Here is a 14,199-nt window from a genome sequence, read left to right as displayed (position 1 = left end):
AGGTGCTCGCCACCTCCGAGGAGATCGGCCGGCGCGCGGCGAGCGTCGTCCTCGACGAGCTGGCGGCGGGCCGGCTGCGGGCCCTCGGCGTGGCCACCGGCTCCTCGCCGCAGCAGGTCTACGCCGAGCTGGCCGCGGCGGGCGCGCGCTGGGACGGCGTCGAGGTCTTCGCCCTCGACGAGTACGTGGGCCTGCCGCCCGGGCACCCGCAGTCCTACGCCGCGGTGGTCGACCGCGAGGTGCGGGAGCCCCTGGGGCTCGCCCCCTCCCGCGTGCACGTCCCCGACGGCCGGGCGGAGGACCTCGACGCCGCGTGCGCCGCCTACGAGAGGGCGCTGGAGGAGCGGGGCGTCGACGTGCAGCTCCTCGGGATCGGGGCGACCGGTCACATCGGGTTCAACGAGCCCGGGTCGCCGTTCTCCTCGCGCACGCGCGTCGTCGAGCTCACGGAGCGCACGGTCGCCGACAACGCGCGCTTCTTCGACCGCCCCGAGGACGTGCCCCGGCGCGCCGTCACGCAGGGCGTCGCGACCATCGCGCGGGCGCGCCGCCACGTGCTCATCGCCCAGGGGGAGGGCAAGGCCGACGCGGTGCGGGCCGCGATCGAGGGGGAGGTGTCCGCGGAGTGCCCCGCCTCCGCGCTGCGGACCTTCGAGGACGTCCTCGTCCTGCTCGACCCGGCCGCCGCGTCGGGCCTCACCGAGCGGTCGTCGGGGCCGCGGCGCCCGCGGCCGGTCCCGGCGGGGGCGCGGTGAGCCCGGGAGAGGACGCACCGGCGACCACGGGCGGCGCCCCCGTGGTGGGACCGCCCGTCGAGGACCTCGTCGTGCACGGCGCCGAGCTCGTCGACGCCGCGGGCCGCCACCCGGGCACGTGGGTCGCGGTTCGGGGCGGCGCCGTCGTCGCGCGGGGCACCGGCGACGGGTGGCGAGGGCACGCGGACTGCGCCGAGGTGCTGGACGCGGACGGCGCCCTCCTCGTGGCGGGCATGGTCGACGTCCACACCCACGGCGGCGGCGGGCGCGCGCACGAGGAGGGCCCGGACGCCGTCCTCGCCGCGGGCGCCGCGCACCTCGCGCACGGGACGACGCGGCGGGTCGCCAGCTTCGTCGCCGACGACGTCGACGTGCTGGCCGAGCGGCTCGCCGGGGTCGCGGACCTCGTCGAGGACCACACCCACCTGCTCGGCAGCCACCTCGAGGGGCCCTTCCTCGCCGTCGAGCGCAAGGGCGCGCACAGCGCCGACGCGCTCGTCGACCCGACGCCGTCCGCCGTGCAGCACCTGCTGCGCGCGGCCCGCGGCACCCTCCGGCAGGTCACCCTCGACCCGCGCCGCGACGGCGCGGCCGAGGCGGCGCGCGCGTTCGCCGCGGCCGGCGTCGTCGTCGCCGTGGGCCACACCGAGGCCTCGCACGACGAGGCGGCGGCGGCCTTCGCCGCGGGGGCCCGCCTGCTCACGCACGCCTTCAACGCGATGCCGGGGCTGCACCACCGGGCGCCCGGGCCGGTGGCGGCGGCGTGCGCCGACGACCGGGTCGTCCTCGAGCTCATCCTCGACGGCGAGCACGTGCACCCCTCCGTGGCCTCGCTCCTCCTGCGGGCGGCGCCCGGCCGGGTCGCCCTCGTCTCGGACGCCATGTCCGCGGCCGCCGGGGAGGACGGCCGCTACCGGCTCGGCGGGCTCGACGTCGTCGTCGAGGGCGGGCGGGCGGTGCTCGAGGGCACCGACACCCTCGCGGGCTCGACGCTCACGCTCGCGCGGGCCCTGCGCACGGGGGCGGCGGCGGGCCTGCCGCTGCCCGCGCTCGTCGCCGCGGCGACGGCCGTCCCGGCCCGCGCGCTGGGCCTCGGGGACGTGCTCGGGACCCTCGAGCCGGGGAGGGCGGCCGACCTCGTGCTGCTCGACGAGGACCTCGCCGTCCGGGCCGTCCGGCCGTCGGCCCGGCGCGCCGTCCCCCGCCCTCGGGCGGCCGGCGCGGACCCGGCGGGCCACCGGTGACGAGCGGTCCGGCCCAGGCACCGGGGGACCGTCCGCTCGTGCTGGCGGCCGACGCCGGCGGCACGAGCACCCGCGTCGTCGTCCTCGAGCCCGACGGCATCTGCCGGGGCTGGGCCACCGGGCCGGCGGGCAACCCGACGTCCGCGGGCGCGGAGGCCGCGCTGGCGTCGCTGGGCGGCACGGCCGCGCTCGCGCTGCGCCGCGCCGGCCGCGCCGCCGACGAGGTGGGCGACGTCCTCGTGGCCATGGCGGGCAACCGCCGCCTCCTCGACCCCGGCGCGCTGGCGGCCGCCCTGGGCTACGCGGGGGAGCCGGGCCGGCTCCGGACGGGGCCGGACATCCTCGCGATGTACTTCTCGGGCTCCGCCGAGCCGACGGGCTGCGCGGTCGTCGCCGGCACCGGGTCGGTCGGCGCCGTGGTCCGCGAGGGCCGCGTCGCCCGCGCCGTCGGCGGGTGCGGCTGGCTGCTCGGCGACGGCGGCTCGGGCTTCGCGCTGGGCCACGCCGTGGCGCGGGCGGTCGTCGCGGAGCTCGAGGGCACCGGCCCGCCCACGGCGCTGACCCCCCTCGTCGTCGACGCGGCGGGGCTGGACGGCGCCGGGCGCGACGGCGGTGGGCGCGGCGGGAGCGGGCGCGGAGGGACGTCCTCCGACGGCGGCCCGGCGGGCGCTGCGACCGACGAGGAGCTCGAGGGGCGGCCGCGCGCGCTGCAGGAGCTCATGGACGTCGTCTACGCCGGCCGCCCCGTGGCGCTGGCCCGCTTCGCGCCCCTCGCCTTCGCGGCCGGCCCGGACGACGAGGTCGCGCGCGGCGTCGTCGACGGCGCCCAGGACGACCTCGCGCGCCTGGTCGCCGCCGTCCGTGCGGGCGCCGAGGACGCCCCGCTGGTGCTGGGCGGCAGCGCCCTCCACCACGGCCTGCTCGCGCCGGGACGGCCGCGGACGGCGGCGCTGCGGGCGGCGCTCGACGGCGCCGACGTCCGGCCCGCCCGCGACGGCGTGGTCGGCGCGGCCGTCGCCGCGCTGGCGCAGCGGGCCGGGCCCGGGGGCCGGGTGCCCGCCGAGGTGGTCGAGCGCCTGCACGAGACCGTGGCCGCGCAGCGCACCGCTGCGGGGGCCGGGGAGCCGGGCGCGGGCGGTCGGCCGTGAGGCAGCAGCGGCTCGCGCGCATCCTCGACCTGCTGTCGCGCGACGGTCACGTCACCGTCGCGCAGGTCCGCGAGGAGCTGGGCACCTCGGACGCCACGGCCCGGCGCGACCTCGACGCGCTGGCGCAGCAGCGCCTCGTCGTGCGCACCCACGGCGGGGCGTCGGTGCTGGCGAGCAGCGGCTACGAGCGACCCCTCGCCGACAAGGCGTCGGTCCACGCGGAGGCCAAGGAGGCCGTCGCCCGCGCGGCCGTCGGGCTCGTGGCCGTCGGCGACGTCGTCGGCCTCAACGGGGGCACGACGACGACGGAGGTGGCCCGCGAGCTCGCCCGCGCCGACCACCTCGCGCCCGCCGACGGCAGCCGCGGCTTCACCATCGTCACCAACGCGCTGAACATCGCCGTCGAGGTGGCGGCGCGCCCCCACGCGCGGGTCGTGATGTCGGGCGGGACCGTCCGCCCCCGCTCTCTGGAGCTGTCGGGCCCCGCCGCCCGCCGGTCCCTCGAGGAGGTCGTCCTCGACGTCGCCGTGCTGGGCGTCGAGGGCGTCGACGCCCGCTTCGGCGCGACGACGGCGGACGCCGGCGAGGCCGACATCGGGCGGACCCTCGCGGGCGCCGCCCGCCGCGTCGTCGTCGTCGCGGACGCCTCCAAGCACGGCCGGACCGGCCCGCAGCGGCTCCTGGACCTCGAGCGGGTCGACGTGCTCGTCACCGACCGCGCGCCCGAGCACCCCCTCGCGAGGGCGCTGGCCGACGCCGGGGTCCGCGTGGTGGTGGCCGACGGCGGGTGAGGCGCCCCGCCGTCCGTCGGTCAGGGCCCCCGTCGGTCAGGGCCCCGTCGGTCAGGGCCCCGTCGGTCAGTGCCCCGTCGGCCGCGGCTCCGCACCTGCCGGCCTCAGCGCCGGCGGACGGCCTCGCCCATCTGCCGCACGGCCCGCTCGAGCAGCGGCCGGGGCATCGCGAAGGTGAGCCGGACGGAGCCCTCGGCGGCCCGGCCGCACGCGGCGCCGTCGGTGAGCGCGACGCCGGCGCGCTCGCGGAAGAAGGCCGCGGGCGAGGGCCCCAGGTCGAGCGCGCGGCAGTCGAGCAGCGCCAGGTAGGTGCCCTCGACGGGCGCCATGACGACGCCCGGCAGGTGCTCCGCGACGAGGTCCGCGAGGAGGTCGCGCGTCCCCTCGAGGTGGGCGAGCACCTCGTCGAGCCACGCCCCGCCCTCGGCGTAGGCGGCCGTGGCCGCGAGCACGCCGGGCGTCGAGGCGCCGTGCTCGAGGACGGCGCCGACCTCCTCCCAGCGCTCGGCGTCCGCGCCGCCCGACAGCAGCAGCTGCGCGCACTTGAGGCCCGGCAGGTTCCACGCCTTCGACGCGGACGTCGCCGTCACGGTGTGGCGGGCGGCCGCCTCCGACGTCGACGCGTAGGGCACGTGCCGGTGACGGGAGAAGACGAGCGGGGCGTGGATCTCGTCGGAGAACACCCGGGCGCCGTGGCGCTCGACGACCTCGGTGATCGCCGTCATCTCCGCGCGCTCGAGGACGCGGCCGACGGGGTTGTGCGGGTTGCACAGCACGAGCAGGCCGGCGCCGGCGGCGAGGACGGCGTCGAGCGCGTCGAGGTCGTAGACCCAGCGGCCGTCGTCGCGGGCCATCGGCAGCTCGACGTGCTCGCGGCCCAGCGCCCGCGGCAGCGTGAGGAAGGGCATGTAGGCGGGCGTCGGCACGACGACGGCCGACCCGGGCCGCGAGAAGTGCTCGACGGCGGCCTGCAGCCCGGCGAGGACGTCGCCCAGCGGTCGCACGCGCTCGGGCGGCACCTCCCAGCCGTAGCGGGACGCCGTCCACGCCGCGCACGCCTCCGCCATCGCCCGCTGGCGGGCCGGCGTGAGGTAGCCGAGCGCCCCGGCGTCGACGGCCTCGTGCAGCGCCCGGGTCACCGCGGGCGCCGTGCCGTGGTCGCCCTCGGCGACGAAGGCGCCGATCGCGTCGGGGAAGAGCGTCCACTTCAGCCCGCCGCGGGCGCGCAGCTCCTCGAGGGTGAGGTCGTCGACGCCGCGCCGGGCGTCGGGAGGGGCGGGGCTCGTCACGGTCGACCTCCGGTGCGCGCGGGCGGACGTGCGGGAGCATCCGACCATGACCGAGGACGTGGAGGCCGGACGGGCGACCGGGGCGACGCCGGCGGCGAGCGGCGGACCGGTCGGCGAGGGCGGCCGCGTCGGGTCGCTCGTCGCGACCAACCTCCTCGGCGGCGTCGGCGTCGCGTCGGGCATCGCGGTGGGCTCGCTGCTCGTGGAGCAGCTCGCGGGCACGGGCGCGGCCGGGCTCGGGCAGGCCGTCGGCGTCCTCGGCGCCGCCGTCGCGGCCGTGCCCCTGGCGCGGCTGGCGGCGCGGCGCGGGCGCCGCTGGTCGCTGCCCGTGGGCTACGGCGTCGCGTGCGTGGGGACGGCGGGCGTCCTCGTCGGCGCGGCGACGGCGTCGCTGCTCCTGCTCGTCGCGGGGCTGGCGCTCTTCGGCGTCGCGCAGGCGGCCGGGCTGCAGTCGCGCTACGCCGCGGCCGACGGCGTGCCCGCGCGCCGGCGGGGGCGCACCATCGCCGTCGTCGTGTGGGCGACGACCGTGGGGTCGGTCGCCGGGCCCAACCTCGCGCCGGCGGGCGGCCGGCTCGGCGAGGCGCTGGGGCTGCCCGCGCTGGCGGGCCCCTACCTCTTCTCCGGGGCTGCGTTCGCGCTCGCGGCGCTCGTCGTCGCCGTCGCCTACCGGGCTCGGCCGGACGCGCCGCACGCCCCCGGAGCGCCCGCCCCCGGGGCACCTCCGGCGGCGGGCGCGCCGACGGCCCCGGCCGTGACCGCCGCGGGGGCGCAGGCGCCGGTCGTGGAGGCGGACGCCAGGGGGCGCCCCACCGGCAGGTCGGCGGTGGTCGGCGCCCGGGCCGCGCTGCGGTGGGCGGCGGGCGACCCGGCGGCGCGCGCCGGGCTCCTGCTCCTGGCGACGGCGCACGGCGTGATGGTCATGGTCATGACGATGACGCCGCTGTCGATGCGGCACGAGGGCGCGTCCCTGCAGGTCGTCGGCCTCGTGATCAGCGTGCACATCGCCGGCATGTACGTCCTCAGCCCGCTCTTCGGGTGGCTCGCCGACGCCTGGGGCGTCCGCCGGACGGCGGCGCTCGGCGTCGCCGTCCTCGGCGCCGCGACCGCGCTCGGCCTCGTCAGCGCCCTGGCGGGCGGGGGCCACGCCCTGACGGCCGCGGCGCTCGTGCTGCTGGGGCTCGGCTGGTCGGCGGCGACGATCTCCGCGTCGTCGCTGCTCGCCGCGACGCCCGACCCGGTGCGCCTGCCCCTCCAGGGGGCCGCGGACGCGGGCATGAGCTACGCGGGTGCGCTCGCGGCCGCCCTCGCCGGGCCGGTGCTCGCGCTCGGCGGCTTCGAGGCCGTCAACGTCCTCGGGGCGGCGCTGCTCGTGCCCGCCGCCGTCGTCCTCGCCGCCGCGGCGCGCGGGGGGCGCGCGGCGGCGCACCCGCCGGCCCGCCCCTGAGGGGCCGGCCGGCGGATCGGCTCCGAGGCGCCGGCGCCGGTCGACGAGGGGCAGGGGGCTGCACGAGGACGGCCTCTACGCCGTCCTCGTGCCGCCACCTCGGGCGGTGCGCCCCGGGTCAGCTGGTCTGGGTGTTGGGCAGGTGGCGCCCGACGTACCCGACGTAGACCCGGCCGGTGCGGCGGGTGTCGTCGAGGTAGTGCAGGCGGGGGCTGGTCTGGCCGAGGCTGAGGAGCTTCATGTGAGCCCACATCGGCGCGCGCCCGGAGGGGTCGACCTCCACCGGCACGGGCAGCAGCCGCGGCGCCCGCAGGCGCGGGTCGTTCTGGACGGTCGAGCTCTCGCCGCGCGCGTGCCGGCCGGCGGGCCACGAGCACATCCCGTCGGGCGTGCGCTCGAGGTAGCCCTGCACGTCGCTGTCCACGGACCCGTCGGCCTTCGCCGCGGCGTAGTCGCGCAGCGCCAGCAGGGCCTCCCAGGTGCGCTGCACGTGCAGGCCCGTGTGGACGACGTCGTCGAGCTCGAGCGCCCGGGCCGGGTCGCCGGTGAAGACGACGCGCGCGAGGCGGCCGGCCGCGAGCCGCTCCAGCAGCTCGGCCGTCGTCGCGGGCACGGCCTCGTCCTCGTCGGCGGGCGCGGTGGACCAGGCGTCGATCTCGACGCCGCTGCGCTGGACGCGCCGCTGGAGCTCGCGCAGGCGGCGCTCGGCCTCCAGGCGCGCCTGCTCGGCGAGGGCGCGCTCGAGCTGCTCCTCCTGGTGCGCGGCCTCGGCCTCCTCGAGCCGGGCCTGGGCGGCGGCGAGGTCGCGGCCGAGGTCCTCGAGCAGCGCGGTGGCGGCGACGGCGTCCTCGTCGGGCGCCGTCCCGGAGCCCGCGGTGGAGCGGTCGACGACCGAGCGCAGGAGGGTGACGGCCTGCTGGGTGAGAATCTCCGAGCCCGTGAGGTCGCGCAGGAGGGCGCCGAAGGCGCGGCGCAGCTCCGGGTCGCGACGCTGCTCGCGCGTGCCGGGGGCGCCGAAGGGGCGCGGGCCGCCGTCGGGCTCCGCCGCGGGAGCGGTGGCGGCCGGCTCGGGCCGGCGCGGCGAGGGCACCGGCGCGGGACTCTCGCCCGTGGACGGCGCGCTCGCGGACGGCCCGCCCGTGGGGCACCCGGTCGCTGGCCCTTCCGGGGGCACCGCACGGTGCGCCACCTCCGGGAGGAGGGCCCGGGTCTCGGGCGCCTCGAGCGGGGCCAGGGCCTCGACGGGCGGGAGGGCGAGATCGGGACATGACCGGCCCACGGCCCACCGCTCCTCGTCGCCCGGCGCGACGAGGAGCGGGGAGAAGGTGCACGGCCGCCGCGACGGCGCGGACGCGACGGAGGAGCGGGTGGCACGGCTCATACCGGGCGCATCGGCACGCCAGGCCGTTCACCTGAGCGGGTGAACGGCCCGGCGCGTCGGGACGTCGCTGCGGCCGGCTCGGCGGACCCACGGCTACCGCCCGGCCGACTCCTGCGGCGTCGGGCGCGAGGCGTCAGGTGTCGGGCGTCAGGCGGCGCAGACGTCGCCCAGCGGGCCGGGCGACGCTGGAGACGGCGCCCCCGCGTCGTCGTCCCGGGCTCCGGTGGTGCTGCTGCGCCTCACACGCCGCCTCACCCGTCGTGCAGACCGGGAGAGCGGGCTCAGCCTCCCGCGAGCATCCCCCGGATGCGCCGCGTGCCGAGGAGCCCGCGCAGGTAGTCGCGGTTGCGGGCGCTGACCGACAGGCCGTCACCGCCGTAGTGCTCGCACGTGATGGGGCCGCGGAAGCCGAGCGCGACGGCGTCGGCCAGCATCTGCCGGTAGCTCATGACGCCGGTCTCGAGCGGCGCCGGGGCGGTGCTGATGGCGCCGGTGGTCTCGTCCTCGGTGCGCAGGTAGTTCTTCGCGTGCCAGAAGTTCGTGTGCGGCAGCACCTTCGCCGCCATCTCGGTCCAGCGCTCGACCGGCCGGTGGAGGCGCTGGAGGTTGCCGAGGTCGGGGTTGAGGCCCACCTCGGGCAGGTCGACGTCGGTGACGAGGCGGACGGCGCCGTCGGCGGTGCCGACGTAGGTGTCCTCGTACATCTCCAGGGACAGGACGAGGCCGTTCTCCGCCGCGTGGCGGCCGAGCTCGCGCACCCGGTCGACGGCGAGGCGGTAGGTCTCGGGGTCCTCGTCCGGCCCGGCGTCCACGGGGCCCTGCGCGGTCCAGAACCACAGCGCGCGCTGCTGGGCGGGCAGGAGCGCCCGGAAGAAGCCGACGTTGAAGACCTCGGCGCCCACGGCGGCCGCGGCGTCGATGCCGCGGTGCAGGGTCGCCATGTGCTCCTCGCCGTGCTCGGGGTCCACCGGGCTGCGGCGGGCCGAGGACACGGCCGGCACGCGCAGGCCGAGGTCGGCGACGACGTCGGTGAACTCCTGCAGCCGCTCGGGGCTGAGGTCGCCGATGCGGAGCCAGGACTCCGTCGGGTCGACGCAGTCGAAGCCCGCGTCGGCGACGTCGCCGAGCGCGAGCGCCCACTCCTCGGCGCTCTGGTCCTGCACCGAGGTGCCGTCGGGCAGCGTGCCCGGGTACTGGATCATCGCGGCGGCGATGGGCCAGTCCTCGGGGCCGGTCGGGGTGGTGCGTGCCTGCTGCAGGGCCACGGTGCCTCCGGTGCGTCGGGCGGGCGGGCGGGCGGGCGTGCGGGCGGGGCCACCTGGGTGCGGACGGGTCGTCCCCGGTGGCGACCCTCCCAGACCGGCCGCCGGTGCGCCCCTAGGCTCCCCGACCGGGTCGGCCGTCGAGCGGGGGAGCACGGGTGCAGGGCGTCGTCGACGGCTTCGCGACCATCCTGCTCGTCATCGCCGCGGGCGCCCTCGTGGCGCACCTGCGCGTCGTCGACGAGGGAGGGCAGCGCGTCCTGTCCCGCGTGGCCTTCACGGTCGCGAGCCCCGCGCTCATGGTGGTCGTCCTCGCCGACGCCGACGTCTCGCGGCTCTTCACCGGGTACGTCGCCGCGATCGCCGCGGCGGTGCTCGTCACGACGACCACGTACGCCTGCCTCGCCCGCTGGGTCTTCCGCCGCGACCTCGCCGGTGGCGTCGTCGGCGTCCTGTGCACGGGGTACGTCAACGCGGGCAACCTCGGCCTGCCGGTGGCGGCGTACGTCCTCGGCGACGCCGCACTCATGGCGCCCGTGCTGCTGCTGCAGATGCTCGTCCTGCAGCCCCTGGCGCTCGCCCTGCTCGACCGCGCCGCCGCCGAGCGGCGTCCCTCGGTGCTCCGCCTCCTCACGACGCCGCTGCGCAACCCCATCACCGTCGGCGCGCTCGTCGGCCTCGCCCTCAACCTCACGGGGCTGCGCCTGCCCGTCGCCCTGGGCGCTCCGCTGGGCCTCGTGGCCGACATGGCCGTGCCGACGATGCTCCTGGCCTTCGGGGTCTCGCTGCGCCTCGGCCCGCTGCCCGGGCGCGGCACGTCGGCGCCCGAGCTGGCGGTCATCACGGTGCTCAAGACGCTCGTGCAGCCCGGCGTCGCCCTGCTCGTGGCCGGGCCCGTCCTGGGCCTGGCGCCGGGCGACGTCCTCGCCGCGGCCGTCATCTCGGCGCTGCCGGCGGCCCAGAACATCTTCGTCGTCGCGGCCCGCTACGACGCCGGCCCCGGCCCGGGCGGCGCGCTGCTCACGGCGCGCGACGCCATCTCGACGACCACGCTGGTCTCCGTCCCCGTCATGGTCGGCCTGGCCGCCCTTCTCGGGTGACGCCGGCTCGCGCGGGGCCTGCCCGGACGACGCCTCAGCGGCCGGCGGTGCCGGTGACGACGTCGACGAGGCGCAGGAAGCCCTCGACGTCCCACGCCGCGCGGCCGACGAAGAGCCCGTCGACGCCCGGGACCGACAGCAGGTCCGGTGCGCCGCCGACGTCGACCGAGCCGCCGAAGAGCACGCCGGCCACCCGGTCGCCGAGCTCGGCGACGAGCGGCTCGACGACCTCCGCGACCTCCTCGGGCTCCGCCCGCCGACCGCCGGCGCCGATGGCCCACACGGGCTCGTAGGCGACGACGACCCGGGCGGCGGCCGACGGCTCGAGCGCGTCGAGGGCGCTGCGCACCTGGTCGGCGACGTGCGCGGCGTGCCGCCCCGAGGAGCGCACCGCTGTGGTCTCCCCGACGCAGAGCAGGGGCACGAGGCCGTGCCGCAGGACCGCGCGGACCTTGAGCGCGACGCGCTCGTCGGTGTCCCCGAAGTGCTCGCGGCGCTCGGAGTGGCCCACCTCGACGAGGCGGGCGCCCGCGTCCGCCACCTGCGGCACGGACAGCTCGCCCGTCCAGGCCCCGGCGTCCTCCCAGTGGGCGTCCTGCGCCCCGACGAGCACGTGCGGGGCGCGCTCGGCGAGCAGCGTGGACACCTCCGGCAGCGCCGTCGCGGGCGGGACGACGAAGACCTGCGGCGCGCCCGGCGCCGCCGCGGCGTCGGCCGCGCGCCCGCGCGCGGCCAGGCCGTCGACGAGCCCGCGCGCCCACGCCAGGCCCTCGGCCCGGGTCTTGGTCATCTTCCAGCTCGTCCCCACCCAGCGGGTGCCCCGCGGGGGCACCGGGACGGCCGGCGCCGTGGTGCGGTCGGTGGCGTCCGGCGGCGGTGCCACGCGGTCAGCGCTCCCGCTGCCGGTCGAGCGCGGCGTCGAGGTTGACCGCGGCGGAGATGAGCGCGAGGTGGGTGAAAGCCTGCGGGAAGTTGCCGAGCGCCTCGCCCGACGGGCCGATCTCCTCGGCGTAGAGCCCGAGGTGGTTGGAGTAGGTGAGCATCTTCTCGAAGACGATGCGCGCCTCCTTGAGGCGGCCGGCGCGCGTCAGCGCCTCGACGTACCAGAACGAGCAGAGGTTGAAGGTGCCCTCGTCGTCGTCGAGCCCGTCGTGCCCGGTGATGGCGTACCGGTACACGAGGGAGTCGGCGACGAGCTCGTCGCCGATGCGGTCGAGCGTCGACAGGAAGCGCGGGTCGGTCGGCCCGGCGAACTTCACGAGCGGCATGACGAGCACGGAGGCGTCGAGCAGCCGGCTGCCCGGGTGCATGGCGTAGGCCCCGAGGTCGGGGTCCCAGCACTCCTCCTGCACGAACCGGTGCGCCTTGTTGGCGATCTTCCGCCACTTCTCCGTCGGCGCCGGGAGGCCGCGGTCGCGCGCGACGCGCAGGGCGCGGTCGTAGGCCACCCACGTCATGAGCGCCGAGTACGTGAAGCGCTGGCGGGGGCCGCGGACCTCCCACACGCCCTCGTCGGGCTCCTGCCAGTGCTCGGCGAGCCAGTCGAGGCGGTGCCCGAGGGTCGTCCACAGGTCGTAGCTGATGGGGACCTGGCGGTTGTAGAGGTAGACGGAGTCCATGACCTCGCCGTAGACGTCCAGCTGGCGCTGGGTCACGGCCGAGTTGCCGATGCGCACGGGCCGCGAGCCGCGGTAGCCCTCGAAGTGCTCGAGCACCGTCTCGGGCAGGTCCTCGCTGCCGTCGACCCCGTACATGATCATGACGTCGTGCTCGAGCGACGCCGCCTCGCACCGCTCCTTGATCCAGTCCATGAACGCCGCGGCCTCGTCGAGGAAGCCCAGGCGCATGAGGCCGTAGACCGTGAAGGCGGCGTCCCGCAGCCAGGCGTAGCGGTAGTCCCAGTTGCGCGCGCCGCCGAGCTGCTCGGGCAGCGACGTCGTCGGGGCCGCGACGAGGGCGCCGGTGGGGTGGTAGACGAGCAGCTTGAGCGTCAGCGCCGAGCGCTGGACCATCTCGCGCCAGCGCCCCCGGTAGCGCGAGCCGGAGACCCAGCGCTGCCAGTAGTCGCTCGTGCGCGTGAAGAGGTCGTCGGTCTCGTGCAGCGCGAGGGGGCGCACGACGCCGCGCCACTCGAGGACGACGTCGACCTGCTCGCCCTCCTCGACGGCGAAGACGGCCTCGACGCCGCGCCCGTCGTCCGTGACGCGCAGGGGCGCCGACGTCCGCAGGACGAAGTCTCCGGCCGAGGAGCTGAAGACCGCGCCGATGTCGTCGACGAGCCGCACCTCGTGCGGCACGCGGCCGTAGTCGAAGGCCGGGCGGCACACGAGGTCGAAGGTCGTCATGCCGCGCACCGCGCTCGCGCGCCGGACGACGAGGTCGCGGGCGGCAGCGACGTCGCTGGTCTCGGGGACCATGAAGTCGACGACCTCGCCGACCGAGTCCCGCGTGAGGTAGCGCGTCAGCAGGATGTTCGTGTCGGGCAGGTAGAGCTGCTTGGGTCGGGCGCCCGCGCGGGCGGAGAGGCGGAAGGACCCTCCGCGGTCGGCGTCGAGCAGCGAGGCGAACAGCGACGGCGCGTCGAAGCGCGACGGGCAGTACCAGTCGATCGTGCCGTCGGTGCCGACGAGCGCGACCGTGCGCAGGTCGCCGATGACGCCGTGCTCCTCGATGGGCAGGTAGCGCTCGTCCACCCTTCAAGCATGGGGCAGGTCCGGGGCGGTGCGGCGGCGCCACCCCGAGGTCGCCCGGCGCCGTCCCGGGCCGGCCGGCAGGCGGGGCGCCCGGCCGCGGTCAGCCGGTGAGCACCTCCTCCGCGCGGTGGCAGGCGACGGTGCGCGCGGGGTCGTCCCCCGCGGCGAGGCGCAGCAGCGGCTGCTCGTGCGCGCACCTGTCGACGGCGAGCGCGCAGCGGGTGCGGAAGCGGCAGCCGCTCGGCGGGTCGGCCGGCGAGGGCGGCTCCCCGCGCAGCACCTCGCGCCGCCCGAGGCGGCCCCGCTGGGCGCGGTCGACCGACGGCGAGGCCGACAGCAGCGCCCGCGTGTAGGGGTGGGCGGGGGCGTCGAAGACCCGGTCGGCCGCGCCGACCTCGGCGACGCGCCCGAGGTACATGACGGCGACCCGGTCGGCGACGTGGCGCACGACCGAGAGGTCGTGGGCGATGAAGACGACCGCCAGCCCCAGCTCGTCGCGCAGCCGCCCCAGGAGGTTGACCACCTGGGCCTGCACGGAGACGTCGAGCGCCGAGACGGGCTCGTCGCAGACGAGGACGGACGGCTCGAGGGCCAGGCCGCGGGCGATGCCGATGCGCTGGCGCTGCCCGCCGGAGAACTGGTGGGGGTAGCGGCCCAGCATCCCGGCCGAGAGCCCGACGAGCTCGAGCAGCTCCCCGGCGCGCCGGCGGCGGTCCGCCCGGGTGCCGGTGCGGGCGGCGGCGAGCGGCTCGGCCACCACCTGCTCCACCGTCATCCGCGGGTCCAGGGAGGCGTACGGGTCCTGGAAGACCATCTGGACGCCGCGGCGCATGACGGCGTGCTCGGCCCGCCGCATCCGCGTCACGTCGGTGCCGCGGTAGGCGAGGGTCCCGGCGTCGGGGCGCTCGAGGCCGACGAGCGTCCGCGCGAGCGTGGACTTGCCGCAGCCGGACTCGCCCACGACGCCGAGGACCTCGCCGGCCCGCAGGTCGAGGTCGACGCCGTCGACGGCCGAGACGCTCCGGCGGCGCAGGCCCGCCCGCCCCGCGGGGTAGCGGCGCACGAGCCCCCGCGCGCGCAGCAGCGCGC

General features: G+C 78.2%; 12 protein-coding genes. 6 read left to right on the top strand and 6 right to left on the bottom strand.

Features of this window, described 5'->3' with window-relative positions; genetic code table 11:
- Positions 1-23: 23 nt before the first annotated feature.
- The 4 genes from Q0789_RS12900 to Q0789_RS12885 are packed head-to-tail and all read left to right on the top strand — an operon-like array spanning position 24 to position 3,938.
- Complete coding sequence (locus tag Q0789_RS12900) at positions 24-755, top strand: glucosamine-6-phosphate deaminase (protein WP_366917738.1); 732 nt, start codon at positions 24-26, stop codon at positions 753-755.
- Positions 752-1,999 (top strand): amidohydrolase family protein, encoded by a 1,248-nt coding sequence (locus Q0789_RS12895; RefSeq protein WP_298805832.1) that lies wholly within the window; start codon positions 752-754, stop codon positions 1,997-1,999. Before Q0789_RS12900 ends, Q0789_RS12895 begins: the two co-directional genes overlap by 4 nt.
- Positions 2,000-2,037: 38 nt before the next feature.
- Positions 2,038-3,147 carry an N-acetylglucosamine kinase gene (locus Q0789_RS12890; RefSeq protein WP_298805831.1) on the top strand — a complete coding sequence of 370 codons (1,110 nt, stop codon included), beginning with the start codon at positions 2,038-2,040 and terminating at the stop codon, positions 3,145-3,147.
- On the top strand, positions 3,144-3,938 hold the full coding sequence (locus tag Q0789_RS12885; RefSeq protein WP_298805829.1) for a DeoR/GlpR family DNA-binding transcription regulator: 795 nt from the start codon (positions 3,144-3,146) through the stop codon (positions 3,936-3,938). Before Q0789_RS12890 ends, Q0789_RS12885 begins: the two co-directional genes overlap by 4 nt.
- 104 nt (positions 3,939-4,042) lie before the next feature.
- Here the strand turns inward: Q0789_RS12885 and Q0789_RS12880 are convergent, their stop codons facing one another.
- A complete protein-coding gene (locus tag Q0789_RS12880; RefSeq protein ID WP_298805827.1) occupies positions 4,043-5,227 on the bottom strand; it encodes an aminotransferase class I/II-fold pyridoxal phosphate-dependent enzyme in 1,185 nt (394 codons plus the stop codon).
- 46 nt (positions 5,228-5,273) lie between these two features.
- On the opposite strand from Q0789_RS12880, the gene Q0789_RS12875 reads away from it, so the two are divergent.
- Entirely contained in the window at positions 5,274-6,674 is a 1,401-nt protein-coding gene (locus Q0789_RS12875; RefSeq protein WP_298805826.1) for an MFS transporter, read from the top strand.
- A gap of 118 nt (positions 6,675-6,792) precedes the next feature.
- Here Q0789_RS12875 and Q0789_RS12870 read toward each other — a convergent pair whose 3' ends face one another.
- Positions 6,793-8,055, bottom strand: coding sequence for a hypothetical protein (locus Q0789_RS12870; protein ID WP_298805824.1), 1,263 nt, complete (start codon positions 8,053-8,055; stop codon positions 6,793-6,795).
- Between the two features lie 281 nt (positions 8,056-8,336).
- Positions 8,337-9,257 carry a sugar phosphate isomerase/epimerase family protein gene (locus tag Q0789_RS12865; protein WP_366917737.1) on the bottom strand — a complete coding sequence of 307 codons (921 nt, stop codon included), beginning with the start codon at positions 9,255-9,257 and terminating at the stop codon, positions 8,337-8,339.
- Positions 9,258-9,475: 218 nt separating this feature from the next.
- On the opposite strand from Q0789_RS12865, the gene Q0789_RS12860 reads away from it, so the two are divergent.
- The gene (locus tag Q0789_RS12860) at positions 9,476-10,417 is read left to right on the top strand and encodes an AEC family transporter (RefSeq protein ID WP_298805820.1); all 942 of its coding nucleotides are present in this window, start codon (positions 9,476-9,478) and stop codon (positions 10,415-10,417) included.
- A 34-nt stretch (positions 10,418-10,451) separates the two neighbouring features.
- Here Q0789_RS12860 and Q0789_RS12855 read toward each other — a convergent pair whose 3' ends face one another.
- The 3 genes from Q0789_RS12855 to Q0789_RS12845 all read right to left on the bottom strand — a co-directional run bounded on the left by Q0789_RS12855 (position 10,452) and on the right by Q0789_RS12845 (position 14,194).
- Entirely contained in the window at positions 10,452-11,300 is an 849-nt protein-coding gene (locus Q0789_RS12855; RefSeq protein ID WP_298805818.1) for a triose-phosphate isomerase, read from the bottom strand.
- A 4-nt stretch (positions 11,301-11,304) separates the two neighbouring features.
- A complete protein-coding gene (locus Q0789_RS12850) occupies positions 11,305-13,110 on the bottom strand; it encodes a glycoside hydrolase family 15 protein (RefSeq protein WP_298805816.1) in 1,806 nt (601 codons plus the stop codon).
- A gap of 100 nt (positions 13,111-13,210) precedes the next feature.
- Positions 13,211-14,194: an oligopeptide/dipeptide ABC transporter ATP-binding protein gene (locus Q0789_RS12845; RefSeq protein ID WP_366917736.1), complete on the bottom strand. Its 984-nt coding sequence runs from the start codon at positions 14,192-14,194 to the stop codon at positions 13,211-13,213.
- Between the last annotated feature and the right edge of the window lie 5 nt (positions 14,195-14,199).

It is taken from the genome of uncultured Pseudokineococcus sp. (assembly GCF_947499845.1).
Taxonomy (GTDB): domain Bacteria; phylum Actinomycetota; class Actinomycetes; order Actinomycetales; family Quadrisphaeraceae; genus Pseudokineococcus.
Note: the sequence above shows the minus strand (reverse complement) of the source record. Positions and strands in the feature narration are given on the sequence as shown.